22 protein-coding genes and 1 pseudogene are annotated in these 23,657 nt (G+C 72.3%); 14 read left to right on the plus strand and 9 right to left on the minus strand.

The genetic code is table 11. From position 1 onward, the window contains the following. Window positions 1-173 precede the first annotated feature (173 nt). From AB0B35_RS34450 to AB0B35_RS34460, 3 genes and pseudogenes are all read right to left on the minus strand, one after another. Window positions 174-1,136, minus strand: a complete 963-nt coding sequence (locus tag AB0B35_RS34450; protein ID WP_361053742.1) for a hypothetical protein — start codon at window positions 1,134-1,136, stop codon at window positions 174-176. Window positions 1,137-1,184: 48 nt separating this feature from the next. Continuing rightward, window positions 1,185-1,709 carry a phosphoribosyltransferase family protein gene (locus AB0B35_RS34455; RefSeq protein WP_361053807.1) on the minus strand — a complete coding sequence of 175 codons (525 nt, stop codon included), beginning with the start codon at window positions 1,707-1,709 and terminating at the stop codon, window positions 1,185-1,187. Window positions 1,710-1,772: 63 nt separating this feature from the next. After that, window positions 1,773-2,420 (minus strand): annotated as a pseudogene (locus AB0B35_RS34460) (alpha/beta hydrolase); the annotation flags it as partial. Between the two features lie 123 nt (window positions 2,421-2,543). On the opposite strand from AB0B35_RS34460, the gene AB0B35_RS34465 reads away from it, so the two are divergent. The 3 genes from AB0B35_RS34465 to AB0B35_RS34475 all read left to right on the plus strand — a co-directional run bounded on the left by AB0B35_RS34465 (window position 2,544) and on the right by AB0B35_RS34475 (window position 4,265). Further along, window positions 2,544-3,290, plus strand: a complete 747-nt coding sequence (locus tag AB0B35_RS34465) for a DUF6518 family protein (protein ID WP_361053744.1) — start codon at window positions 2,544-2,546, stop codon at window positions 3,288-3,290. Window positions 3,291-3,622: 332 nt separating this feature from the next. Next, window positions 3,623-3,778, plus strand: a complete 156-nt coding sequence (locus AB0B35_RS34470) for an RCC1 domain-containing protein (RefSeq protein ID WP_361053747.1) — start codon at window positions 3,623-3,625, stop codon at window positions 3,776-3,778. Window positions 3,779-3,806: 28 nt separating this feature from the next. Then, window positions 3,807-4,265 (plus strand): hypothetical protein, encoded by a 459-nt coding sequence (locus AB0B35_RS34475; protein WP_361053750.1) that lies wholly within the window; start codon window positions 3,807-3,809, stop codon window positions 4,263-4,265. 21 nt (window positions 4,266-4,286) lie between these two features. Here the strand turns inward: AB0B35_RS34475 and AB0B35_RS34480 are convergent, their stop codons facing one another. From AB0B35_RS34480 to AB0B35_RS34490, 3 genes are all read right to left on the minus strand, one after another. Then, window positions 4,287-4,679: a DUF309 domain-containing protein gene (locus tag AB0B35_RS34480; protein WP_361053753.1), complete on the minus strand. Its 393-nt coding sequence runs from the start codon at window positions 4,677-4,679 to the stop codon at window positions 4,287-4,289. A 130-nt stretch (window positions 4,680-4,809) separates the two neighbouring features. Continuing rightward, window positions 4,810-6,063, minus strand: a complete 1,254-nt coding sequence (locus AB0B35_RS34485; RefSeq protein WP_361053756.1) for a pyridoxal phosphate-dependent aminotransferase family protein — start codon at window positions 6,061-6,063, stop codon at window positions 4,810-4,812. Window positions 6,064-6,109: 46 nt separating this feature from the next. Next, window positions 6,110-9,157, minus strand: a complete 3,048-nt coding sequence (locus AB0B35_RS34490; RefSeq protein WP_361053759.1) for an EAL domain-containing protein — start codon at window positions 9,155-9,157, stop codon at window positions 6,110-6,112. Window positions 9,158-9,415: 258 nt separating this feature from the next. Here AB0B35_RS34490 and AB0B35_RS34495 point away from each other — a divergent pair, with 258 nt between their 5' ends. After that, on the plus strand, window positions 9,416-10,168 hold the full coding sequence (locus AB0B35_RS34495; RefSeq protein ID WP_361053762.1) for a hypothetical protein: 753 nt from the start codon (window positions 9,416-9,418) through the stop codon (window positions 10,166-10,168). Between the two features lie 137 nt (window positions 10,169-10,305). Here the strand turns inward: AB0B35_RS34495 and AB0B35_RS34500 are convergent, their stop codons facing one another. Both AB0B35_RS34500 and AB0B35_RS34505 read right to left on the minus strand, forming a co-directional pair. Beyond that, the gene (locus AB0B35_RS34500; protein ID WP_361053765.1) at window positions 10,306-11,961 is read right to left on the minus strand and encodes a sodium:solute symporter; all 1,656 of its coding nucleotides are present in this window, start codon (window positions 11,959-11,961) and stop codon (window positions 10,306-10,308) included. Between the two features lie 2 nt (window positions 11,962-11,963). Continuing rightward, window positions 11,964-12,173: a DUF3311 domain-containing protein gene (locus tag AB0B35_RS34505; protein WP_239167841.1), complete on the minus strand. Its 210-nt coding sequence runs from the start codon at window positions 12,171-12,173 to the stop codon at window positions 11,964-11,966. A gap of 218 nt (window positions 12,174-12,391) precedes the next feature. Between AB0B35_RS34505 and AB0B35_RS34510 the strand changes: the two genes are divergently transcribed. The 7 genes from AB0B35_RS34510 to AB0B35_RS34540 all read left to right on the plus strand — a co-directional run bounded on the left by AB0B35_RS34510 (window position 12,392) and on the right by AB0B35_RS34540 (window position 19,959). After that, the gene (locus tag AB0B35_RS34510; protein ID WP_361053768.1) at window positions 12,392-13,591 is read left to right on the plus strand and encodes an acyl-CoA dehydrogenase family protein; all 1,200 of its coding nucleotides are present in this window, start codon (window positions 12,392-12,394) and stop codon (window positions 13,589-13,591) included. Next, window positions 13,588-14,715 carry an acyl-CoA dehydrogenase family protein gene (locus AB0B35_RS34515; protein WP_361053771.1) on the plus strand — a complete coding sequence of 376 codons (1,128 nt, stop codon included), beginning with the start codon at window positions 13,588-13,590 and terminating at the stop codon, window positions 14,713-14,715. Before AB0B35_RS34510 ends, AB0B35_RS34515 begins: the two co-directional genes overlap by 4 nt. A gap of 223 nt (window positions 14,716-14,938) precedes the next feature. Next, the gene (locus tag AB0B35_RS34520) at window positions 14,939-15,775 is read left to right on the plus strand and encodes an ABC transporter ATP-binding protein (protein WP_361053774.1); all 837 of its coding nucleotides are present in this window, start codon (window positions 14,939-14,941) and stop codon (window positions 15,773-15,775) included. Beyond that, window positions 15,772-16,497, plus strand: a complete 726-nt coding sequence (locus AB0B35_RS34525) for an ABC transporter ATP-binding protein (protein ID WP_361053777.1) — start codon at window positions 15,772-15,774, stop codon at window positions 16,495-16,497. Before AB0B35_RS34520 ends, AB0B35_RS34525 begins: the two co-directional genes overlap by 4 nt. A 34-nt stretch (window positions 16,498-16,531) precedes the next feature. After that, complete coding sequence (locus AB0B35_RS34530) at window positions 16,532-17,410, plus strand: branched-chain amino acid ABC transporter permease (RefSeq protein WP_203697288.1); 879 nt, start codon at window positions 16,532-16,534, stop codon at window positions 17,408-17,410. Window positions 17,411-17,477: 67 nt separating this feature from the next. Next, a complete protein-coding gene (locus AB0B35_RS34535; RefSeq protein ID WP_361053781.1) occupies window positions 17,478-18,590 on the plus strand; it encodes a branched-chain amino acid ABC transporter permease in 1,113 nt (370 codons plus the stop codon). 88 nt (window positions 18,591-18,678) lie between these two features. Continuing rightward, window positions 18,679-19,959, plus strand: a complete 1,281-nt coding sequence (locus AB0B35_RS34540) for an ABC transporter substrate-binding protein (RefSeq protein WP_361053784.1) — start codon at window positions 18,679-18,681, stop codon at window positions 19,957-19,959. Window positions 19,960-20,093: 134 nt separating this feature from the next. Here the strand turns inward: AB0B35_RS34540 and AB0B35_RS34545 are convergent, their stop codons facing one another. Further along, complete coding sequence (locus AB0B35_RS34545) at window positions 20,094-21,314, minus strand: acetyl-CoA C-acetyltransferase (protein ID WP_361053787.1); 1,221 nt, start codon at window positions 21,312-21,314, stop codon at window positions 20,094-20,096. Window positions 21,315-21,494: 180 nt separating this feature from the next. On the opposite strand from AB0B35_RS34545, the gene AB0B35_RS34550 reads away from it, so the two are divergent. From AB0B35_RS34550 to AB0B35_RS34560, 3 genes are all read left to right on the plus strand, one after another. Further along, window positions 21,495-22,277 carry an SDR family oxidoreductase gene (locus AB0B35_RS34550; RefSeq protein WP_361053790.1) on the plus strand — a complete coding sequence of 261 codons (783 nt, stop codon included), beginning with the start codon at window positions 21,495-21,497 and terminating at the stop codon, window positions 22,275-22,277. A gap of 190 nt (window positions 22,278-22,467) precedes the next feature. Beyond that, window positions 22,468-23,088 carry a TetR/AcrR family transcriptional regulator gene (locus AB0B35_RS34555; protein WP_361053793.1) on the plus strand — a complete coding sequence of 207 codons (621 nt, stop codon included), beginning with the start codon at window positions 22,468-22,470 and terminating at the stop codon, window positions 23,086-23,088. A 71-nt stretch (window positions 23,089-23,159) separates the two neighbouring features. After that, the coding region (locus AB0B35_RS34560) for an AAA family ATPase (RefSeq protein ID WP_361053796.1) at window positions 23,160-23,657 on the plus strand (498 nt) is incomplete at its 3' end.

A 23,657-nucleotide genomic window follows, 5' to 3' on the forward strand; every position in this document is an offset into this window, starting at 1 on the left:
GTGAAAGGCCGGCGGTCGCTAACGGGGGTGAGCGACCGCCGGCCGCACTGTCGCCTAAGCCGAAAGGAAGGGCATCGTCGGCTCGCGTCAGCGAGACGAGCAGCAGCCCGGCACAACGCCATGCGTCGTAGAAGGTGCCCTTCTTAACTCTGCCGGTGGCGTGACCTGCGGGTTCAGGGGCCCGGAGAGGGCCGTGGCGCGATCGGGGGCAGCGTGATCTCCGTGGGCAGCCGCGCGGCCTCGGCGAGGCGGCGCTCCCAGTCGGCGCGGATGCGGTCGAGCTGCTCACGATGCTCGGCCTCCCAGGCGTCCAGCCGCCACGACAGCAGCCGCATCGCGGCCGTGTACGCGGGCATCCGGCACTCGGCGTCGTCGCGGAACAGCGCGGTCAGCTCGGCCTCCGCCAGCACCCATCCCGGCCCGGCGGGACGGCCGTCGATCGGGGCCTCCTCCCGGCGCAGGTCCCAGTTCCGAAACAGGAAGTCGTCGCGGCGGTCCCAGCCGACGTCATGCCCCCGCTCGGCCATGCAGGACGAGTACGGCAGCCCCGCGGCGAGCACCGTCGGATGCGATGAGATCCGCCCCTGCAACCCGGGCAGGTTCACCAGGTCGTACGCCCCCATCGGCGGATCAGGCTGGTGGTAGTCGCGGTGCTCGTACCTCTCCCGGCAGGAGTTGCTCGCCGCCACCCAGGCGTCGACGTCGTCGTCCGGTCCCAGGTGCCACTGCGTCGCCAGCGGGTCCTCGGGCAGCCGGGCACTGCCCATCGCGTTGCGCACGAACCGCCGCCCGTGGTGGGTGACCGAGTCGAGCACGCCCGCCCAGCCGTCGCCGTAGCCGAGGTCGGCGTCGGTGAAGTCCTGGTAGAAGCTGACGAACGGATGGATCCGCCACGGCTGGCCGCGTTCGCGCATGCAGGCCGCGGTGCCGCCCTCGACCCGGTGGTAGTTGAGCAACTCGTTGGCGCGCAGCTCGGCAGCGGAGCCGGTGATCCTGATCGTCAGCGCGTCCAGCCGCCGGACCGTCGCCGCGAGGTCGAACCGGGCCGCCCGATGGATCGCGTATCCTCCGCCCGCGATGAGCAGCGCCACCGCGACCACGACGATGACCAGGCGCTTGCGGGTGAGCCGGAGCATGCGAAGTCCCTTCACGACAGGCGGCGACGGGGATGAACGTATCCCCGGCTAGCGATCCGTGCCGGCCCGTGCGCGGTCGAGGTCGGAGCGGGTCAGCAGCGCGCTCAGCGTGATGCCGTCAGCGGCCAGCGCGGCCGCGCCGCCCTCCTCGCGGTCGATGACGCACACCGCGTCCTCGACGGTCGCGCCCAGCTCGCGCAACTGCCGCGTCGAGATCGCGATCTGGCCGCCGGAGGTGACCACGTCCTCGACGACCAGCACGCGGCGGCCGGTGACGTCCGCGCCCTCGGCGAGCCGGGCGGTGCCGTACTCCTTGGCGGTCTTGCGCACGAAGGCGCACGGCAGCCCGGTGTGCCGGCCCAGGGTGGTGACCACGGCGATGCCGCCCATCTCCAGCCCCGCCAGCACCTCGGTGCCCGCCGGGACGAGCGCGGCCAGCCGTGCGGCGAGCGCGTCGAGCAGCACGGGATCGGCCTCGAACCGGTACTTGTCGAAGTACTCGGTGGCGGTGCGCCCGGAGCGGAGCAGGAATTCGCCGCGCAGGCGGCAGGCGGCGTCGACCTCTCGGGCCAGTTCGTCGAGGTCATCCTTCTGGTCGTCGGCTGTCAGGAAGGCCCGCAGGGCGGCGAGGAACTCCTCCGGTTGGTTGCGATGCACCTGGTGGCCCGCCTCGACGGTCACCATGCGGGCGTCGGGAATGCGGGCGACCGCCGCCGCGACCATGTCCGCCGGGACCGGGCTGGCCGCGCCGCCGTGGATCAGCAGAGTGGGTACGGCGATCCGGTCCAACCGTGCCCACCAGGCCGGATCGGGGTCGTTCACCTGTGCCATCAGGCTCGCGAAGACGGCCCAGTCGTGGTCGAGCTCGCCGTCGGGCCGTTCCGGGATCTCGTAGCGCCGACCGCCGGGCCACGGTGGCGGGGAGTCCTCCAGCACCAGCCGGGACAGCCAGCCCGGCCGCTCCTGGGCGACGAGGCAGGCCACCGTTCCGCCGGCCGAGTGCCCGACCAGCGTGACGTCGCGTAGGCCCAGGAACTGCACGAAGCCGAGCACGTCGTCGCGCATCAGCTCGAACGAGTACATCCCAGGGTGCTCGCTGCGGCCCTGGCCGCGCTGGTCCAGCGCGTAGAGGTGGTGCGTCGCGGCCAGCCCCGCCATGGTGTGCGCCCAGGTCTCCGCCGCACTGGGCAGCCCGTGCAGCAGCACCACCACGGGCCCGCCCGCCACCCCTTCCTCCAGAAAGGACAGCCGCACCCCGTTGACCGTGCTCTCACGCCGTGTCACGGCCGCGACGGTACTGCACTCGCGGCGAAACCGCCGCCCCGCGCGCCGGGGTCTTGCCTCGGCGATGATGTCGGCCGATGGTGGAACCGCAGTCTGTGTTCCGCGCCGGAATGGGGGATGGTCATGGCCACGGTGGAGACCGCCACGGACGTCACCGAGGTCGAGCCGCCCGTGGCGGCCGGCCCGTCCCCGCGCTGGGTGCTCGCCGCCGGAGCGGTGCTCGGCACGCTGGCCTTCCTCGGGGACGAGCTGCCCGAGACCGTCGGGCGCATCGTGCTGACGCTGACCAGCAACGGCTTCGCCTGGGGAGCGGCCGCGTTCGTCACGGGTCACCTGGTCCGCCGGGCCCGCCGCGCACCCGTCGTCGCCACCGGCTTGCTGCTCGTCGCCACCGCCGTGTACTACCTGCTCATCCTGGTGGTGTCGCGGCGCTGGAGCGGCGGCTACACCGAGGACGGCTCGTCGTACGACATGTACGGGCTGATCAGCCTGGTTCGCGCGGCGGGCTTCTGGCTGGTGCTCGCCGTCGGCGCGGGGCTGGTCTTCGGCCTGCTCGGCCACGTCGTGCGCAACGGTTCGCCAGGGCTGTCCGCGGCCGCCGCGGGCCTGTCGTACGGCCTGCTGGCCGCGGAAGGCATGTACGGCCTGGCCACCGCGTCATGGTCGATGATCGACGACCCCTTCGTTCAGGCATACGTCGTGTCGGACGCGGTCCAGGTGCCGCTCGCCCTGGCCGTCGTGACCGTCCTGATCGCCCGCCGTGGCGCACCCGTCGCCTGGACGGTCTACACGACGTCGGCCGTCTGCTCCGCAGGTGTGGGCATCGCCCTCTGGTCCGTCATCGCCTCGATCCGCGTATCCGGCTTCTGAACCTTCGCCGCACCACTCCATGATCGTCTGACGTGCCTGGCAGACGTGGGTATCTTGGCCGCGCTTTCGCCCACCTGCCAGGCAAGTCGGATGATCGTGAGCGGTCGTTCCGGCCGTACCGCGTGTCGGGTGGGGCGGTGGGTGGGGCACGGGTACAAAGGGCACGAATCGTGTCGCGCGGGGTCGGGTCCGCGGCTGTCGTCCACGGGGGAGTCTCATGCACCTGACGTCTCAGCACCGCAGGGTAATCGGGGTGGTGGCGTTCGGTGCGCTGCTGGCGCTGATGGGTGGCGCGCCGACCGGGGCGGCCCCCCGAGGGCAGGGACACGCCGGTGCTGCGGCCCGCGGTGGCCTGGGGAGACAACGGGGCGGGCCGGCTCGGCGACGGCAGCACCGTGCGCCGCAGCCTCCCGGTGACGGTGCAGACCAGCCTCGATCGCGTCGCCACCTTCGCCGCGGGCGACGGATTCGCGCTGGCCGCGGGCTGACCCGCGCCGGGTCGTGCATACTGCCCGGATGCGGTTCACCAAGACGTTCAGCGAGCAGCAGTACGCCCAGGCCCTCGACTCGTGGTCGTGGCTCGGCCTCGACGGCAGGAAGCCGCTGTTCACCTCGCTGTTCGGCGACGTGTTCCTGGCCGGCCGGGACGGCTGCTGGTATCTCGACACCATCGAGGGCGCCCTCACCCGGGTCTGGGCCTCGGCCGACGAGCTGGAGCGCGACCTGTCCACCGAGCAGGGGCAGGACCGCTACCTGCTGGGCGGGCTGGCCACGCAGGCCGCGGACCTCGGTCTGGAGCTCGGACCCGACCAGGTGTACACGTTCATGCCGCCGCCGGTCATCGGCGGAGGTGTGACCATCGAGTCCGTGGTCGTGGAGAGCTTCACCGTCGCGGTGAACATCGCCGGCCAGATCCACGAGCAGGTCCGCGACCTGCCGCCAGGCACCCCGATCACGGGCATCACGCTCGGCTGACCGGCGCGGACCGGCCGACCGTCAGGGCCGGTCGCGCAGGCGCGGGACGAGCGCGTCCGGGCCGAGCCGGTCCAGGCCGTCCTGCTCGATGCGGGTGGCCAGGGCCCGGGACCAGTCGACCAAGCCGGTGACGGCCACGTCATGGGGCGGGCTCGGCGCGTACGGCGCGATGCGGTCGGCGGCGCGGCGCAGCAGGCGCGGGGCTCCGGTGGCGTTGCCCCGCCGGGCGTGGGTGAGGCCGACCGCGAGCTGCGCGAGCCCGCGCCACAGCTCCCGCTCCGGGTCGGGGGCCGCCTTCCACGCGCCCTCCAGGATCTCGTGCGCGTGGAACGCGCGCCCCTCGTCCAGCAGCCGCTGGGCTTGGGCGAGAGCCTCGTCGGGCGGCAGCCGCAGATCGTCCGGGGTGGTCGGCACCCCCGGCGCACCGTGCGGCAGCGGGCGTCCCAGCTCGTCCCGGGGCCGCGCGTTCCGGGGCCGCCCCGCCACATCCCGATCCCGATCCGCTCCAGCGCTCATCGCCCCATCCTGCCCCGGCCCGTCGCGGTCAAGCCAGAGCGCGGCGCAGGGCGCCGCGGCCGTCCAGTTCGGTCAGCACCGTGTTGAGGTGGTCGACCTGTTCGTCGGTGTGCACCGAGGTCAGCTGCACCCGGAAACCGACCTGCCCCCGGGGCACCAGCGGGTACGCGGCGAGCGTGACGTACACGCCGCGCCGCCAGAGCAGGCGGGCCACGTCGGCCAGGTCCTGGCCGGGCGCCAGCGGCAGCTCGATGACCGGCGTCTGGTCCCGGTTGGGGGTGTGCACGCCCAGCGAGCGCAGGTGCGCCAGCACCCGGGCGGTCAGCCGGTGCAGCGTGTGCCGCAGCTGATCGCCGCGGGTCTCGTTGACGTCGAACCCGGCCAGCACCGCCGCCAGCGAGTGCACCGGTGAGGGTCCGGAGTAGAGGTAGGGCGGCGCGGCCAGTTTCAGGCGCTCCTTCAGCGCGGTCGGCACCGCGACGAACGCCAGCAGCGCGGAGTACGCCTTGGAGAACCCGCCGACGAGCACCACGTCGTCGTACGTCTGCCCACAGTGCCGCACCACCGCGTTGCCGCGGCTCCCGTACGGGGTGGGCGCGCCGTCGCCGCGTTCGCCGATGACGCCGAAGCCGTGCGCGTCGTCGACGTAGAGCAGCGCGCCCCACTCGCGGCAGATCTTCGCCAGGGCGGGCAGGTCGGGGATGTTGCCGGTCATGCTGTTGACGCCGTCGAGGCATACCACGCGGGGGTGGGCGGTGTCGGCCGAGCGCAGCAGCCGCACCAGCTCGTCGGGGTCGTCGGCGTGCCAGCGGTGGAGCTGCGCGCCGAGCCCGCGGGCGTACGAGCCGCCGTCGTAGATGGTCTTGTGGGCCCCGGCCTCCACGAACACCGCGCCGCTGCCGACCAGCGCGGGCAGCACCGAGAGGTGGATGTGCGTGATCGTCGGCAGGACCAGGGTGTCGGGCGCGCCGAGCAGGTCGGTGAGCCGCTCCTCGATGTCCGGGTAGAGCCGCGGGCTGCCCAGCAGGCGCGACCAGCCCGGATGGGTGCCCCACCGGCGCACCGCCCGCTCGCCGGCCGTGATGATCTCCTCGTCGAGGTCGAAGCCGAGGTAGTTGCAGGACGCGAAGTCGGTCAGCCAGGTGCCGCCCACGCGGATGCGCCGGCCGTCGACCTCGTCGATGACCGCGTCGTACATCGGGGTCACCGCGCGCAGCCGGTCGAGCTGGTCGACCGACGGCACCTTGTGCGCATCCGGCAGATGCGGCGACGCCTTGGTCACGCCGCCACCTGGCCTTGCGCGGTCCTGCCGGGACGGGTCGCGAGCGTCATGCGGCCACCTTCTGCTCGGTGATGAGGTTGATGGCCTGCTCGCCGGTGAGCGGGCGGGCGAAGAGGAAGCCCTGGCCGTAGCGGCAGCCGATGCGGGAGAGCAGGTCGCGTTCCACGGTGCGCTCGATGCCCTCGGCGATCACCTGCAGGCCGAGCGTGTGCGCCAGCCGGACGATGCCGTCGACCAGTGCGGCCTGCTGCGCCGAGGAGGCGATGGTGCTGGTGAACAGCCGGTCGATCTTCACCACGTCCAGCGGCACGTGGCGCAGGTAGCTCAGTGACGAGTACCCGGTGCCGAAGTCGTCGATGGCCACCCGGATGCCGGTGGTGCGCAGCTCGGTGAGGTCTTCCCAGACCCCGTCGTCGTCGCGCAGCAGCAGGCTCTCGGTGATCTCCAGCATGAGCTGGTGCGGCGGCAGACCCTCCTCGGCCAGGGTCTCGTGCAGGCTGGCCACGAAGCCCGGGGTGCGGAACTGGCGCGCGGAGACGTTGATGCTGACGTACGGCACCGCGGCCGGCCCGGCCTCGCGCTGCCACCGCGCGGCGGCGGCCACGGCCTGGTGCAGCACCTCGTTGCCGATCCCCACGATCTGCCCGGACTCCTCGGCCACCTCGATGAACTCGCCGGGCAGCAGCCGGCCCCGGGTGGGGTGGTTCCACCGCACCAGCGCCTCGTACCCGGCGGTGACCCCGGTGCGCAGCTCGACGATGGGCTGGAACTCGACCGTGAACTCCTTGGCGGCGATGGCCCGGTCCAGCTCGGTGCGCAGCTCCAGCCGTTCCACGATCGCCGTGTGCAGGTCGGGCTGGTAGCGCCGCCACTGGCCTTTGCCCTCGCCCTTGGCGACGTACAGCGCCAGGTCGGCCTGGCGCAGCAGTTCCGGGGCGCTGCGGGCGTCGGCGCTGGTGGCGATGCCGATGCTGGCGATGCCGGAGACCAGCCGGTCGTCGATGGTGAACGGCTCGGCCAGCGCCTCCACGATCCGGTCGGCGACGTCGTCGATGGTGGCCGCGTCCGGCGCGCCCTCGATCAGGGCGGCGAACTCGTCGCCGCCGAGCCGCGCCGCCACGTCGTCGGTGCGCAGGACGGCCGCCAGGCGCTGGCCGACCGCGCGCAGCAGCCGGTCGCCGTGCTCGTGGCCGAGCGTGTCGTTGACCACCTTGAAGTCGTCGAGGTCGATGAAGAGCACGCCGACGACGCTGCCGTCGGCGTCGGCACGGGCGATGGCCTGGCCGATGCGCTCGGCGAAGCGCACCCGGTTGGCCAGCCCGGTGAGCGAGTCGTGGTAGGCCAGATGGGTCAGCTCGGACTCCATCCGGCGCTGGTCGGTGACGTCGCGCAGAGTCACCACCAGGCCGTTGACGGTCGTCTCGTCACGCAGGTCACGGCAGGAGACCTCGGTCTGCACGGCCGTGCCGTCGGGCCGCAGCACGGTCCAGTCGGCGGTGTCGACCGCGTCGTCCTCCGCCGCCGCCAGCCGGAACAGATCGGCGACCAGGGCGTGGTGCGGGCTGTCGACCAGTTGCGACAGGTTCTTGCCGGGAAGTTCCGCGGTGCCGAAGACCGACGGGGCGGAGGGGCTGGCGTACCGGATGCGCCCGCCGTCCGGTTCGACGATCAGGATCACGTCCGAGGTGTTGTGCACCAGGGTGCGGAAGTACTGCTCGCTGTTGTGCCGGATGATCTCGTTGCTCAGCATGATCCGCTCGATGGCGAGCGCCGCCTGCGAGGCGACCAGCTCCATCGGCAGCTGCAGGTAGCTGAGCGAGTTCTCGTCGGACGAGATCAGCAGCATGCCGATGTGCGGGTCGCCGGTGGGACGGTCCTCCAGGGCGAGCGGGCAGATCATGGTGATCTCGAAATCGCCCATCTGGGCCGCGATGTCCGGGGGCAGCGACTTGGTGAAGCGCAGCCGCGAGCCCATGGTGGTGGGCGCCGGCTGGAACAGCTCGGGCGCCGTGCCGTCGTTCATCACCATCGCCACGCGGTAGTCCGAGCCGGGTGGCAGCAGCCGCTCCGCCGTGCGTTTGAGGGCCCAGGTGACCCCCTCCACCGTGGTCGCCGACATCAGCGCGGCGTTGCTGGCGCGGATGCCGCTGGTGCGCATGGTGTTGCCGCGATAGCTGTTGACCACGCCGAACAGTCGGATCAGCGCCAGCAGGACCGTGGTCACCACGAACGCGACGATGACCATCGGATACTTCAGTCGCCCCTGTCCCACGCCCACCACCAGCACCGCGAGCGGGATGAGCACGAACAGGGTGAGCAGCGCCTGGTGCATGGCGCGCATCTCGCGCGGTCTGACCACGCGGGGGGTGGTCAGGTCGGCCATCGACGGGTGCAGCGCGGCCGCGCCCCAGCACGCGTAGAAGACGATCCAGCCCAGGTCGACCGGGCCGCCGACGGTCCAGTAGCCGTGCAGCTGGACCAGGCCGTACATGACGTCGGCGGCCAGCAGGCCGACCGCGCCCACGGTCAGCAGCGCCACCGTGGGGCTGAACGGCACCACGGCGATCAGCCGGCCCACCGTGGCCAGGATCAGGATGTCGCCTAACGGATAGGCCACCGAGACCAGGCGCTGGCTCATGGTCAGGTCCTGGTTGAGGATCTGCGGGCTGATCAGGAAGATCCACGAGAGCAGGCCGAGCCCGGCCGTGACGATCAGGGCGTCCAGCGGCACGGTGCGGTCCCTGCTGGCCGCGCCCGCCTTCGACAGGCCGAGCAGGCCGATCGTGACGGCGGGGTACATCGCCAGGTAGAGCATGTCGGCCGGGGAGGGGAACGGGTTCACCTTGCCCAGCACGTCGGTCATGACGTTGTAGAGCGTGTCGCCGGAGGAGAGCAGGAGCAGCCCGGCGATGATCCACAACCAGGGGGACCAGCGGCGTGGGCGGTAGCGGTACAGCCCGTACCCGATGGCGCCGGCGCTGCTGAGGCCGATCGTGCTCCAGAGCAGGATGTGCCAGCCGGGCAGGGCATAGAACAGCGCCGCCAGGACGGCCATCCAGGCGCCGTACCAGGCCATCACTTTGCGGGCTGACACGCTCCTCCTTCCGGCGGGGCGACATGCGGCCCGAATTAGGCAATTATGACAGCTTTTCGTATACCTTATCGCCTCGCAGCTCACCGGCGGCCGGAGATATGGCCAGGTCAGGGGCTACCTGCGTAGTTCGTCCCGGCTGCCGAGGGGCCGGCTGCCGGGAACGCGAGACCTGGACCACAAAGGGTACAAGTCCGGAACACCGGAAACGCCCCCTCGGTTAAAACCCCTCGTACGCAATCCCAACGAAGGGACCTACTCGTGGTCAACGTCGACCTGATGGCACGGCACCTGCCCGCACTCAAGCGCGTGTCCTTCCGGGCAGTACTCGCCGCCACCGGCATGGCAGTGCTCACCGGCATCGCCGGCTCGCCCGCCAGCGCCAACCCCGCGGCTGCCACCGCGCCCGAGGCCAAGGCTGTCGCCCAGGCATTCGCGGCGCCCGCCACCGAGGCCGCCGCTGTGCAGGCCAAGGCCGTCGCCGCGGCTCCCGCCGCGAAGCCGGCTACCAAGGCTCCCGCCATCAAGCAGGCCCAACAGTCCGCCAAGGCGCCCAGCCGCCAGCAGCTCATGCCGGCTCCGGTCGCGGAATACCAGGAGACTTTCCAGCCCACCGCGGAGCAGAAGCACAACGCGGAGGTCATCATCGAGACCGGCCAGAAGATGGGCCTGCCGCCGCGCGCGTGGGTGATCGCGGTCGCGACCGCCGCCCAGGAGTCGACCCTGCGCAACCTGGGTCACCTGGGTGACATGAACGACCACGACTCGCTGGGCCTGTTCCAGCAGCGCCCGTCGGCCGGCTGGGGCACCCCGGCTGAGATCACCGACCCGGTCTACTCCTCGAAGGCCTTCTACAACGGCCTGAAGAACGTCGAGGGCTACGACAGGATGGCGCTGACCGACGCCGCTCAGACGGTGCAGGTCTCGGCCTTCCCCGACCACTACGCCAAGTGGGAGAAGCTGGCCGCCAACCTGGTGCTGGCCAAGTACGGCCAGGGTCCGTACGCCGCCTGACACAACGCACCACCACGCAGCCTCAGGCCGCGCCGCCCTTCGGGGTGGCGCGGCCTGGCGCAGTTCAGAGGCTGTTCCTTGTCGGGAGGGGCACCTTCACATCGCGGAGCGATGTGAAGGTGCCCCTCCTTTCGCTGTCAGCGGGCGGCGTGGGCGCCGACGCGGGGGCGGGACGGGCCGTCGAGCAGGGAGTCGGAGTGGCGGGGGGCGGTGCTGGTCGGGCCGGTCGTGGTGGCGTCGGCGTGGTAGTCGGCGGGGTGGGTGGCGTCGACGCCGGCGGGGACGCGCAGGGCGCGCAGCAGGAGGGTGGCGGCGACGACGATGACGAGGTTCACGGCCAGGGCGATCAGGCCGGTGTAGACGGCGGAGCGGCTGTCGAGGCCGAGCTGGGACAGCGGCAGGTTGGAGCCGCCGAAGTGGGCCTTGACGATGCGGCCGTCGGGGGCGCGTTGCGGGACCAGGTAGAGCAGGAACAGGCCGGTGGCCAGGCCGCCGAGCAGGCCCGCGGCCAGCGCCCAGCGGTGGAACCAGTTCGTCCACAGGCCGAGCACCACGGCGGGCACCGTCTGTAGCACGATGACGCCGCCGATGAGCTGGAACTCGATGGAAAACTGCGGGTCCAGCAGCAGGATGAAGACGAGCGCGCCGAACTTGGCAAGCAGCGACACCCAGCGGCTGACCCGGGCCTCCTCGCGCGGCGACGCGCCGGGGCGCAGGTACTCGCGGTAGATGGAGCGGGTGAACAGGTTCGCGGCGGCGATCGACATGACCGCGGCGGGGATCAGCGCGGCGACGCCGACGGCGGCGTACGCGATGCCGGCGCACCAGGCCGGGAACACCTCGTGGAACAGCTGCGGCACGACCGTGTTCAGGTCCCCGCCGACCGGCCGCACGCCCTGCCCGATCGCGAAGAAGCCGAGCATCGCGACCAGCCCCAGCGCCAGGCAGTACACCGGCAGCGCGGCGGCGTTGCGCTGCACCGTGGCCCGGTCGCGCGCGGCCAGGATGCCGGTCAGCGCGTGCGGGTAAGCGAAGATGGCCAGCGCGGAGCCGAGCACCAGGGTCAGGTAGCCGAGCCAGCCGCCCTCGGGCAGCAGCAGCCCGCTGGCGGGGGAGACGTCGGCGGTGAAGCGCTCACCGGACCCGCGGAACGCCGCCGACCAGCCGCCGGACATGGCGACCAGCAGCACGATCGCCAGCACCAGCCACAGCAGCAGCACGTCCTTGGCGATGGACAGCAGCGCGGGGGCGCGCAGCCCGGACCGGAACGTGCAGAACGACGCGACGAGCACCGCGACGGTGAGCGGCCACTCGCCGGTGACCCCGAGCGTCTTCATCACCGCCTGCAGCGCCACGAGCTGCACCGCGATGTACGGCATGGTGGCCACGATGCCGGTGACCGCGACCAGGGCGGCCAGCCCGCGCGAGCCGAATCGGGCCCGGGTGAACTCGGCCGAGGTCACGAAGCCGTGCGCGTGCGAGACCGACCAGGTGCGCGTGCTGATCAGGTACGCCATCGGCGCGGTCATGATGGCGAACGGGACCGCGAAGAAGCCCGCTGCGCCGACGCCGTACACCAGGGCGGGCACGGCGATGTAGGTGTACGCGGTGTACATGCTGCCGCCGAGCAGGAACCAGGTGACCCAGTTGCCGAACGCGCGCCCGCCGACGCCCCACTCCTCCAGTGAGTGCAGGCTCGGCGGCCGCCGCCAGCGCGCGGCGGCGAAGCCGAGCACCAGCATGGCGCCCAGCAGCACGGCGAAGACGCCGATCTCGACCTGACGTGCGTCCACGGTCACCGCCCCGCCCGGGTCAGCCGGTGCACGAGCGTCGTGACCGCCATGGCCAGCACCGCGCAGCCGATCTGATACCAGTAGAAGAACGGGACACCCCACAGCTGCGGCTCCAGCCGGTTGTAGAGGCCGACCGGCAGCGGGGCGAGGATCGGGATCAGCAGCAGCCACCGCCATCCCCGCCGTTGCGCACGTACGCCGAGTTCAGGCACCTGACGTCTCCTCTCGCCCCGTCCCGGCGACGATCGGCGGCACCGGGGAGCACGCTGGGTAATCAGGACACTGTCCGGTCGTAACGCGCCGGAGACATCGGCGAAATCACCGGTCTTGCGGCTCGCGATCATCGCCGGTGGCCGCCCTCTTCCGCAGCGGCCGTCCCGCGCTTATATTGCACTCGCAGTGCATCAAGTTTGCGGCGAAGGGGGCCGAGGTGGGGGCGAGCGCGGCGGAGCCGGTGACGGCCGAGAGCCTGCGGGAACGGATCGACGGCTTCCTGGCCGGGCACGATCCGGCCGGCGACCGGCTGGAGTTCCTGCGCGCCCGGTTCGATGCCGGGCTGGCCTGGGTGCACTATCCGGTCGGGCTCGGCGGGCTCGGTGCACCGAGGGTGCTGCAACCGGTGGTGGACCAGCGCTTCGCCGCGGCGGGCGCGCCGGACAACAGCCCGCGCCGCATCGGCATCGGCCTGGGCATGGCCGCCCCGACCATCCTGCGCCACGGCACCGCCGAGCAGCGCGAACGCTTCCTGCGTCCGCTGTGGACGGCCGAGGAGGTCTGGTGCCAGCTGTTCAGCGAGCCCGGCGCCGGGTCCGACCTGGCCGGCGTCGCCACCCGCGCCGTACGCGACGGCGACGGCTGGGTGATCGACGGGCAGAAGGTGTGGACGTCCATGGCGCACCAGGCGCGCTGGGGCATCCTGCTCGCCCGCACCGACCCGGCCGTGGCCAAGCACGCCGGGCTGACCTACTTCCTGTGCGACATGCACGCCCCCGGCGTCGAGGTGCGCCCGCTGCGGCAGGCCACCGGCGAAGCCGAGTTCAACGAGGTTTTCCTGTCGGGCGTACGCCTGGGCGACGAGCTGCGGCTCGGCGCGGTCGGCGAGGGCTGGGCGGTGGCGCGTACCACGCTGATGAACGAGCGCGTCGCCATCGGCGGGGCAGCGCTGCCCCGCGAGGGCGGGATGATCGGCGTGCTGGCCCGCACCTGGCGGCAGCGGCCTGAGCTGCGCAGCCCCGCGTTGCACGACGAGGTGCTGCGGCTGTGGGTGCGCGCCGAGGCGCTGCGGCTGACCGGCCTCCGGCTGCGCCAGCAGCTGGCCGCGGGTGAACCCGGCCCCGAGGGTTCGGCGATGAAGCTCGCCTTCGCCGCGCTCACCCAGCAGATCTCCGGCACCGAAGTGGAGCTGCTCGGCGCGGAGGGCCTGCGGCACGACCACTGGCGCGCCGACCGCCCCGAGGAGCTGGACCTGATCGGCCGCGGCCCCACCTACCGCTGGCTGCGCGCCAAGGGCAACTCCATCGAGGGCGGCACCTCCGAGGTGCTGCGCAACATCGTCGCCGAGCGGGTGCTCGGCCTGCCCGCCGAGCCACGTCAGGACACCGGCGTCGCCTGGAAGGACCTGCCCCGATGACCCTCGACCTGCGCTACACCGAAGAGCAGGAGCAGCTGCGCGACTCGGTGCGCGCGATGCTCGCCGACCACGCCGGCTGGGCGCGGGTGCTCAAGGTCGCCGAGAGCCCCGAACCGGACGACGCCGACCTGTGGCGGCTGCTGTCCGTGGAGACCGGGCTGGCGGCTCTCGCCGTGCCCGAACACCTGGGCGGCGCGGGCGCGACGCTCGCCGAGACCGCGGTGGTGCTGGAGGAACTCGGCCGCGCCGCCGCGCCGGTGCCCTATCTCGGGGTCGCGGTCGCCGGTCAGGTGCTGCTGCACCTCAGCGAGACCGACCTGCTCCGCGAACTGGCGGGCGGCGGGGTGGTGGCGCTCGCGGTGCCGTTCGACATCGGCCCGGCGCCGGCCCCGCCGAACGGGGCGGCCGGTCCGCGGTTGCCGGACGTCGAGGTGTCGACCGCAGCGGACGGCAGCCCGCTGCTCAACGGCCGGGTGAGCAGCGTCGCCGACGCATCGCGGGCGCGGGTGCTGCTGGTGCCCGCGGGCGGAGCGCTGTTCGCGGTAGAGGCGGACGCCCCCGGCATGCGGCGGACCGGCGTGGTGTCGCTGGACGAGACGCGGCCGCTGTGCGACCTTGCGATGTGGAACGCGCCCGCGCGGCTGCTGGCGGCAGGGGACCGGGCCGCCACAGCGCTGGACGCCGCGCTGGTCGCGGGCGCGGCGCTGCTGGCCTCGGAGCAGCTCGGGTTGGCCCAGTGGTGTCTGGACACGACGGTGGAGCATCTGCGCACCCGCTACCAGTTCGGGCGGCCGGTCGGCTCGTTCCAGGCGCTCAAGCACCGGCTGGCCGACCTGTGGGTGGAACTGGTGCAGGCGCGGGCGGTGGCGCGGCACGCCGTGGCCTGCGCGGCGGCCGGCGACCCCGACGCGCGGCTCGCGGCATCCCTGGCCCAGGCGCACAACGGCCCGCTCGCGGTGCGGGCGGCGGAGGAGTGCGTGCAGATGCACGGCGGCATCGGCTTCACCTGGGAACACCCGGCGCACCTCTACCTGAAGCGGGCCAAGAGCGCGTCCGTCGCGTACGGCACGGCGGCGCGGCATCGCGCGGTCCTGGCCACCTTCGCCGACCTCGCGCCCGCCTGACCGGGTTGCTTCACCGAGCGTGCATATAAAGATCGACTAGACGGTGTCCGGTGCGGACGGCGGGCTTCTTCGTGCCCGTGGATCACGTGATTTGAACGGCTTCGCGCAGTGAGGTCACGGGGTCGTAACAAGGGTATTGACGAGCGGTTTCCCAAACCTACACTCCTAGTGTAATAACTTAGCCCTCCCTCATATCGACCCCGACCGACCTGTAGAGGTGACGATGAGACCGCCTTCCGGGCAGACACACGCGGCAGGCCACAGCCTGTTCCTGCGGGGCATCGGGGTGCGCTTCGGCGGGCTGACCGCACTCGACGACGTGTCGCTGGAGGTGGCCCCCGGGCAGGTCGTCGGGGTCATCGGCCCGAACGGGGCGGGCAAGACCACGCTGTTCAACGTGGTCTGCGGGCTGGTCCGGCCGACCTCGGGCACCCTCGAACTCAACGGCGCGCGCCTGACGCCCGCCCCGCACCGGCTGGCCGGGCTCGGCATCGCCCGCACGCTGCAGGGCGTCGGCCTGTTCCGCGGGCTGACCGTGCTGGAGAACGTGATGGCGGGCGCGACCTGCACCGCCCGCGCCGGTTTCTTCTCCGGCCTGCTCGGCCTGCCGCGCAGCGACCGCGACGAGCGGCGGCTGCGCGAGGAGGCGCTGGCCCTGCTCGACCGCTTCGACGTCGGGGCGTACGCGGCGGCGCTGCCCGGCACCCTGCCCTACGCGGTCGGCAAGCGCGTCGCGCTGGCCCGCGCGCTTGCCGGCCGCCCCCGCCTGCTGCTGCTCGACGAGCCCGCGGGCGGGCTGGGCGCGCAGGACATCGAGGAGCTGGCCGCGCTGATCACCACCCTGCCGGCCGCGGCGGGCTGCTCGGTGATGCTGGTCGAACACCACATGGATCTCGTCATGCAGGTCTGCGACCGGATCGCGGTCCTCGACTTCGGACGGCTCATCGCCACCGGCACCCCGCAGGAGGTGCGCGACGACCCTGCGGTCGCCGAGGCCTACCTCGGAGCCGAGGCCGACGCGGCCACCCCGACCACCAGCCGCCAGGAGGCTTCGGCATGACCGCTGACGACGTGATCCTCCAGGTCAACGGCCTGACCGCCGGGTATGGCGCGGCGCCCGTGCTGCAGGAGGTCGACCTCACCGTGCGGGCCGGGACCATCGCGGCGGTGCTCGGGGCCAACGGCGCGGGCAAGACCACGCTGCTGCGCACCCTGTCCGGGCTGGTCAAGCCGAGCGGCGGCGAGGTCGTCTACGGCGGCCGGCCGCTGCGCGACGTGCCGGTGGAGCAGCTGGTGCGCCGGGGCATGGCGCACGTGCCCGAGGGCCGCGGCGTGGTCGCCGAACTGACCGTCGACGAGAACCTGCGGCTCGGCGGGCTGTGGCGGCGTGACCGCGCCGACGCGGCCAAGGCGCTGACCGAGGTGTACGAGCTGTTCGAGCCCTTGGCGCAGCGTCGCCGCAGCGCGGGTCACCAGCTCTCCGGCGGCGAGCGGCAGATGCTGGCGCTGGGCCGCGCCCTGGTCGCCCGCCCGAGGCTGCTGCTGCTCGACGAGCCGTCGCTGGGCCTCGCGCCCCGGGTCATCGCCCAGATCATGGCGCTGCTGCGGCAGCTGCGCGACACCACCGGGCTGACCGTGCTGCTGGTGGAGCAGAACGTGCGCAGCGCGCTGTCGGTCGCCGACGAGGCCGTGGTCATGTCGCTGGGCCGGATCGTCACCGCGACCAGCGCCGACCGGCTGCGCGACGACGAGGAACTGCGCCACGCCTACCTGGGCTTCTGAGCCCGCCCCGACAAGAGCTAGAAGGAGGTATCCGTTGGACCGCTTCGTGTTCCTCACGTTCGACGGCCTGTCCAAGGGGGCGGTGCTGGCCGCGTTCGCGCTGGCCCTGGTGCTGATCTGGCGGGCCGCGCGCATCGTCAACTTCGCCCAGGGCGCGATGGCGGTCGCCGCGGCGTACGCCGGTTACAGCGTCACCACGGCGACCGGCTCGTACTGGCTGGGCTTCGCCGCGGCGCTGCTCGGCGGGCTGCTGATCGGCGTGGTCGTCGAGCGGGCGGTGATGCGCTTCGTGGACCACGCCTCACCGCTGTCCGAGGTGATCGTCGCGCTGGGCCTGGTGCTGGTGCTGCAGGCTGTGCTGGGCATGGTGTACGGCAACGAGTTCCTGCCCGCGGGCACCCCGTTCAGCCGTACCGCGCTGAGCGTGGGTGACGTGCCGCTGCTGTCGCGATACGACCTGTTCGTCTTCGGAGCGGTGCTGCTGGTGCTGGTCGGGCTCGCGCTGCTGTTCACGCGTACCTCCGTCGGCCTGCGGATGCGGGCCTCGGCCTTCGCCCCCGAGGTGTCGCGGCTGCTCGGCGTGAACGTCGGCGGCATGCTGACGCTGGGCTGGGCGCTGGCCTCGGCGGTCGGCGCGCTCGCCGCGCTGCTGGTCATCCCCACCGAGCTGGGCCTGCACCCGCACGCCATGGACCTGGTGTTCGTGTCCGCGTTCACCGCCGCGGTGGTCGGTGGACTCGACAGCCCACCGGGCGCGGTGGTCGGCGGCCTGACCGTCGGCCTGATCCTCTCGTACGTCAGCGGCTACCTGGGCAGCGACGTCACCCCGATGGCAGTGCTGGTGCTGCTGCTCGCGGTGCTGCTGGTCCGCCCCGGCGGCCTCTTCTCCAGCACCGTGGCGAGGCAGGCATGAACGAGCGGAGCGAGCGAATCATGTCGGCAGGAACTCGTGCCGCCGACGAGCGCAGCGAGGAGAAGGCATGAGCGAGCAGACGATCACTCCGACCGCGCCTGCGACGGCCCCCGCACCACGCCGGGCACTGGCCCTGCCGGGCTTCCTGAACCGGTCGACCCTGCTGCGCCATCTGCTGCTCACCGTGCTCGCCGGGGTCGTGCTGTTCCTGCTGACCCAGCAGCTCGACCCGTTCCGCAACTTCCAGCTGGCCACAGTCGCCGCCTATCTGTGCGCGACGGCCGGGCTGACCCTGCTCGTCGGCATGAACGGGCAGCTGTCGCTGGGGCACGGCGCGCTGATGGCCGTCGGCGCGTACACCGTGGCGCTGACCCAGAACGCGCTCGCCGACCGGGGGATCACCGGCAACCAGGTGCTGCCGCTGTCGCTGGCCCTGGGCGTGCTGGTCACCATGGCCGCCGGTGCGGTCATCGGGCTGGCCGCCGCCCGGCTGCGCGGGCCGTACCTGGCCGGCGTGACCCTGGCGGTGGCGATCGCGGTGCCCGCCGCGACGGTCACCTTCGACGAGGTCTTCAACAGCGAGCAGGGCCTGTCGGTCGCCGTGGAGCCGCCGCCGCTGTCGCTCGGGCTGTACTTCCCGAACGAGCGCTGGCAGGCCTGGGTCGCGCTGTGCGGGGCGCTGCTGACCATGCTGCTGCTGGCCAACCTGGTGCGCAGCCGGATCGGGCGCAACCTGCGCGCGGTACGCGACGACGAGGTGGCCGCGCGGCTGTCCGGCATCCACGTGGCGCGTACCCAGGTGCTGGCGTTCGTGGTGAGCGCGGCCAGCGCCGGGCTCGGCGGCGGCCTGATGGCGCTGCTGGCGCAGAGCGTCTCGCCGGGCGCGTTCTCCTTGACCCTGTCGCTGTTCCTGCTGATGGCCGTGGTGATCGGCGGCCTGGGCAGCCTGTCGGGCGCGGTGTGGGGAGCGATCCTGCTGGTGGCGCTGCCCGACCTCACCCACGACACCACGACCTGGGTGTCCCTGTCGCCCGCGGTGGCGCAGCGGCTGGAGGGCAACCTCCCGCTGGCCGTCTTCGGGCTGACCCTGATCGTCGTGATGATCGCCGCCCCGGGCGGCGTGCAGGGCCTGCTGCGCCGGATCGGCGCGGGGGCCCGGCGGCGGGCGCCTGCCCGCTGATCTCACGGCCGCACCACCGTACCAACCGCTCCACCCCTGTTATATCGATAATCATCAATGTAAACGTGACGGAAGGATCGGTGTCACCATGAAGGCCCTGACCCGACGCGGGCTCTCGCTCGCCACGGCCGCCGTGCTGCTCACGGCTGTCGCGGCCTGCAGCGAGGACGCGAACACCCCGCCGGCCGAGGTGCCCGGCGTGACCGCGGGCGAGATCGTGATCGGCTCGCACATGCCGCTGACCGGCCCCGCCGCGGCCGGCTACTCCGAGATCGCCCCGGCGAGCAAGGCGTACTTCGACTACGTCAACGCCAACGGCGGCGTGCACGGTCGCAAGATCACGTACAAGTTCATGGACGACGGCTACAACCCGGCCAACACCCAGACCGTGGTGCGCAAGCTGGTCCTGGAGGACAAGGTCTTCGCCATCCTCAACGGCCTGGGCACCCCGACCCACACCGGCGTGCTGGACTTCCTGAAGACCAACCGGGTGCCGGACCTGTTCGTCGCCTCGGGCAGCCGCAGCTGGAACCAGCCGGACAAGTACCCGGGCACGTTCGGGTTCAACACCGACTACACCGTCGAGGGCAAGATCCTGGCCACCCACATCAAGGCCACCCACGCGGGCAAGAAGGTCTGCTTCATGGGCCAGGACGACGACTTCGGCCGGGACAGCCTGGTCGGCGTCGAGCAGGTGCTCGGCGCGGGCGCCGTGGTCGCCAAGGAGAAGTACGTCACCAGCAACCAGAACGTCGCCCCCCAGATCGGCGCCCTGAAGGCGGCCGGCTGTGAGGTCGTCGTGCTGGCCACCGTGCCGGGCTTCACCGCGCTGTCCATGGGCACCGCCGCCCGCCTCGGCTTCAAGCCGGCGTGGGTCGTGTCGAACGTCGGCTCGGACTACCTGACCCTGTCCAAGGTGCTCGGTGCGGGCAAGGTCCTGCTGGAGGGCATGGTCGGCATCTCCAACCTGCCGTCGCCGGTGGACATGAGCGACCCGTGGACCGCGGCCTTCAAGAAGATCCACGACCAGTACAACGGCAGCGCCCCGTTCAACGGCAACACCGTGTACGGCATGTCGGTGGCGTACCTGTTCGTGCAGTCGCTCCAGGCGGCCGGCAAGGACCTCACCCGCGAGGGCCTGCTCGCCGCGATCGAGAAGGGCGGCTTCAAGGGCCCCGGCCTCGCCCCGTTCCGCTACAGCAAGGACAACCACGCAGGCTACGGCGGCGGCAAGCTCACCAAGGTCACCGCCGGCAACCAGGAGTTCTTCGGCCCCGTCTACGAGACCGACTCCGCCGCCGGCCCCGTCAACGAGTACAAGGAAGAACGCCCCGCCCCCACCGCCAACACCATCCCGGCAGCAGCCTGACCGCCGCCCTTCCGCGTCGATCATGAACTTATGGCACGGCTCGACGGCGTGTCACTGGCCTAACTTCATGATCGACGCCCGGTGAGCACCGGCCCGGCATGCCTGCGCATGCCGGGCCGGTGGGGTGGGCGGGGTCAGGAGAGGCGTTCGAGGACCATGGCCATGCCCTGGCCGCCGCCGACGCACATGGTCTCCAGGCCGATGGTCTTGTCGTGCCAGGCCAGGGAGTTGAGCAGGGTGGTGGTGATGCGGGCGCCGGTCATGCCGAAGGGGTGGCCGACGGCGATGGCACCGCCGTTGACGTTGAGCTTGTCCCAGTCGATGCCGAGTTCGGCGGCGCTGGGGACGACCTGGGCGGCGAACGCCTCGTTGATCTCGACGAGGTCGACGTCGCGGATGGACATGCCGGCGCGGGCGAGGGCCTGCCGGGAGGCCTCCACCGGGCCGAGGCCCATGATCTCGGGGGACAGGGCGGACAGGCCGGTGGAGACGATCCTGGCCAGTGGGGTGATGCCCAGTTCGGCGGCGCGGACGTCGGACATGATGACCAGGGCCGCCGCGCCGTCGTTGAGCGGGCAGCAGTTGCCCGCGGTGACGGTGCCGTCGGGGCGGAACACGGGTGCGAGCCCGGCCAGCGCGGACAGCGTGACCCCGGCGCGCGGGCCGTCGTCGGCGCTGACCACGGTGCCGTCGGGCAGGGTGACCGGGGTGATCTCACGTGCCCAGAAGCCGTCCTTGATCGCCTGCTCGGCCAGGTTCTGGGAGCGGCAGGCGAACTCGTCCTGCAGCTCGCGGGAGACGCCCTTGAGTTGGGAGACGTTCTCGGCGGTCTGGCCCATCGCGATGTAGACGTCGGGCAGCTCCCCGTCCTCGCGGGGGTCGTGCCAGGTGGGCGCGTCGACAGCGGCCCGGCGTTCGGTACGCGCCAGCGCGGGCGCGTACGCCTCGTTGCGGGTGCCGGGGATGCCGTCGCTGCGGCCGAGGCCATAGTGCGACACCGACTCGACGCCGACGGAGAGGAACACGTCGCCCTCGCCGGCCCGGATCGCGTGCAGCGCCATCCGGGTGGTCTGCAGCGAGGACGAGCAGTACCGGTTGACGGTGGTGCCGGGCAGGTGGTCGAAGCCCAGCATGGTGGCGACCACCCGGCCGAGGTTGTGGCCCTGCACGCCCGCGGGCTGGCCGCAGCCGAGCACCAGGTCGCCGATCTCGCGGGGGTCCAGGGCGGGCACCTGGTCCAGGGCCGCGCGCACGATGTCGGCGGCCAGGTCGTCGGGGCGTTTCGTGGCCAGGGAGCCCTTGTTGGCGCGGCCGATGGGGGAGCGGGCCGCGGCGACCACCACAGCTTCAGGCACGGTCAGGTCCTTTCACGAGTACGGCTATCTTTGTGCACTCAAGCTGCATCTTTCGGCATGGCCCTGTCAATGCCGCGCCAGGTGGGGCATGTCACCATGACCGTGGTCCGTTGACCGCCCGCGTGGCGGTCCCTAATATCGGCACTGCTAGTGCAATTAACCCACCTGGATGGAGTCCACGTGACCGCCCTCGATCTCGACGGCGCAGCGGTCGTCGTCACCGGCGCCGGCTCGGGCATCGGCGCCGCGATGGCCCGCCGCTTCGCTGCGGCCGGTGCCCGCGTGGTCGTCAACGACCGTGACCCAGGCGCGGCACAGCGCGTCGCCGAGGAGACCGGCGGGCGGGTGTTCCCCGCCGACGTCGCCGACGAGGCGCAGGTCGCCGCGCTGGTGGACTACGCGTGGGAGTCCTTCGGCGCGCTGGACCTGTTCTGTGCCAACGCCGGGGTCGCGCCGCCCGCCGACGGGGCCGCGGCGTGGGACCTGGCCTGGCGGGTCAACGTGCAGTCGCACGTGCTGGCCGCGCAGGCGCTGCTGCCGCGCTGGCTGGCCGCCGGCAGCGGCCGCCTGCTGGTGACGGCGTCCGCGGCGGGACTGCTGACGATGCTGGGCAACGCGCCGTACGCGGTCACCAAGCACGCGGCCGTGGCGCACGCGGAATGGCTGCGGGCCACCTATGCCCACCGCGGGATCGTCGTGCAGGCGCTGTGCCCGCAGGGCGTGCGCACCCCGATGCTGGAGTCGTCCGGCCCCGGCGGCAGCGTGCTGCTGGACCCGGGCGCGATCAGTGCCGAGGAGTGCGCCGAGGCCGTCGTGGCCGCGCTGGGCGGAGACGCCTTCCTGGTGCTGCCGCACGCCGAGGTCGCCGCGTTCTACGAGCGGCGGGCCGCCGACCCCGACCGGTGGCTGCGCGGCATGAACCGGCTGCAGCAGGAGCTCGAACACCGGCTGTCGGGCTCGTGAGCCCCGGGCGGGTTCGCCGCGGCGCCGAGCGCGCCGGGCTCGGCGGCCGTGGGCCGGGCGCGCTCGGCGCGCCCGCATCGCGGACGGGGTGCCGAGCGGCGGGATCACGCCGTCGGCGGCGCGACTACACTCTGCGTGCACGTTCGGTCGGCGCGGTCGGTGGGGCCGTGGAGAGGTGGGCAGAAGCGGCATGAGCAGGACCGGCACCGAGGGCAGGGTCGACGGGCGCACCGCCCGTGCCGAGCGCACCCGGGCCGCCATCGTCGATGCGCACCTCGCGCTCATCACGGAGGGTGATCTGCGGCCGACCGGGGAGCGCATCGCCGAGCGGGCCGGGGTCTCGCTGCGTGCGCTGTGGACCAACTTCTCCGACATGGAGACCCTGTTCGAGGCCAGTGGCGTGCGGGTGCTCGCCCGCCAGGACGCGGCCTACCGGCCGGTGGACCCGTCGCTGCCGCTGAACCGGCGGGTGGAGGAGTACTGCCGCCAGCGGGCCGAGCTGCTGCAGCTGATCGCGCCGATGGCGCGCGCCGCGGCGATGCGCGAGCCGGTCTCGGCGCAGCTGCGCCGCAACCGGCTCAAGCACATCGAGCGGGTACGCGACGAGGTGTCCGTGCTGTTCGCCTCCGAGCTGGAGATGGCCGGCCCGGGACGGGAGCAGCTGCTCGCCGCGCTGATCGCGTCCACCATGTGGCCGGCCTGGTCGATGCTGCTCGACGGGCTCGACCTGGACGTCGACGCGGCCCGCGGCGTCATGGTGCGCACCGTCACCGCGCTGCTGCTCACCGCGATGGCGTCGGGGATGGCATAAGCGGCACGATCCGCGTCTTTCCAAAGCCGTTACTTATAGGTAACACTGTCGGCATGGTAAATGCATCGACAGTGCACATACCACGGCTGCGCGGCCGGGACCGTGAGCAGCAGGCGATCGCCGAACTTCAGGCGGGCGCGGCCGGTGGGCTCGGCTCGGCTCTGCTCTTGCACGGCGACCTGGGCGGCGGCAAGACCGCTGTGCTGCGCCACGCGGCGGCCGCCGCCCCCGACGGAACCGTGCGTCTGTGGGCCACCGGCCTGGACGAGGAGTCCGACCTGCCGTACGCCGGACTGCAGAGCCTGCTCCAGCCCGTCGTCGACCGGATCGTGGAACTGCCCGCCCACCAGGCGCGGGCGCTCACCCGGGCGCTGTCCGGTGAGGGCTGCGCCGCCGACGACCGGCTCGCCCTGTCCATGGCCGTGCTCACGCTGCTGGCCACGCTCGGCCGGGAACACCCCGTGCTGTGCTGCGTCGACGACGCCGACGCGCTGGACCGGCCGTCGCTGGACGCCATCGCCTTCACCGCCCGCCGGGTGGGCGCGCACCGCGTCACGCTGCTGCTGACC

This window comes from Catellatospora sp. NPDC049133 (assembly GCF_040648455.1).
GTDB classification, from domain to species: Bacteria; Actinomycetota; Actinomycetes; order Mycobacteriales; family Micromonosporaceae; genus Catellatospora; species Catellatospora aurea.

Bases quoted from the DNA above. Each gene is read 5' to 3' on its own strand.
- AB0B35_RS34450 (WP_361053742.1), bottom strand. From the start codon at position 1,136: ATGCTCCGGCTCACCCGCAAGCGCCTGGTCATCGTCGTGGTCGCGGTG.
- AB0B35_RS34465 (WP_361053744.1), top strand. From the start codon at position 2,544: ATGGCCACGGTGGAGACCGCCACGGACGTCACCGAGGTCGAGCCGCCC.
- AB0B35_RS34475 (WP_361053750.1), top strand. From the start codon at position 3,807: ATGCGGTTCACCAAGACGTTCAGCGAGCAGCAGTACGCCCAGGCCCTC.
- AB0B35_RS34515 (WP_361053771.1), top strand. From the start codon at position 13,588: ATGACCCTCGACCTGCGCTACACCGAAGAGCAGGAGCAGCTGCGCGAC.
- AB0B35_RS34520 (WP_361053774.1), top strand. From the start codon at position 14,939: ATGAGACCGCCTTCCGGGCAGACACACGCGGCAGGCCACAGCCTGTTC.
- AB0B35_RS34525 (WP_361053777.1), top strand. From the start codon at position 15,772: ATGACCGCTGACGACGTGATCCTCCAGGTCAACGGCCTGACCGCCGGG.
- AB0B35_RS34535 (WP_361053781.1), top strand. From the start codon at position 17,478: ATGAGCGAGCAGACGATCACTCCGACCGCGCCTGCGACGGCCCCCGCA.
- AB0B35_RS34540 (WP_361053784.1), top strand. From the start codon at position 18,679: ATGAAGGCCCTGACCCGACGCGGGCTCTCGCTCGCCACGGCCGCCGTG.
- AB0B35_RS34555 (WP_361053793.1), top strand. From the start codon at position 22,468: ATGAGCAGGACCGGCACCGAGGGCAGGGTCGACGGGCGCACCGCCCGT.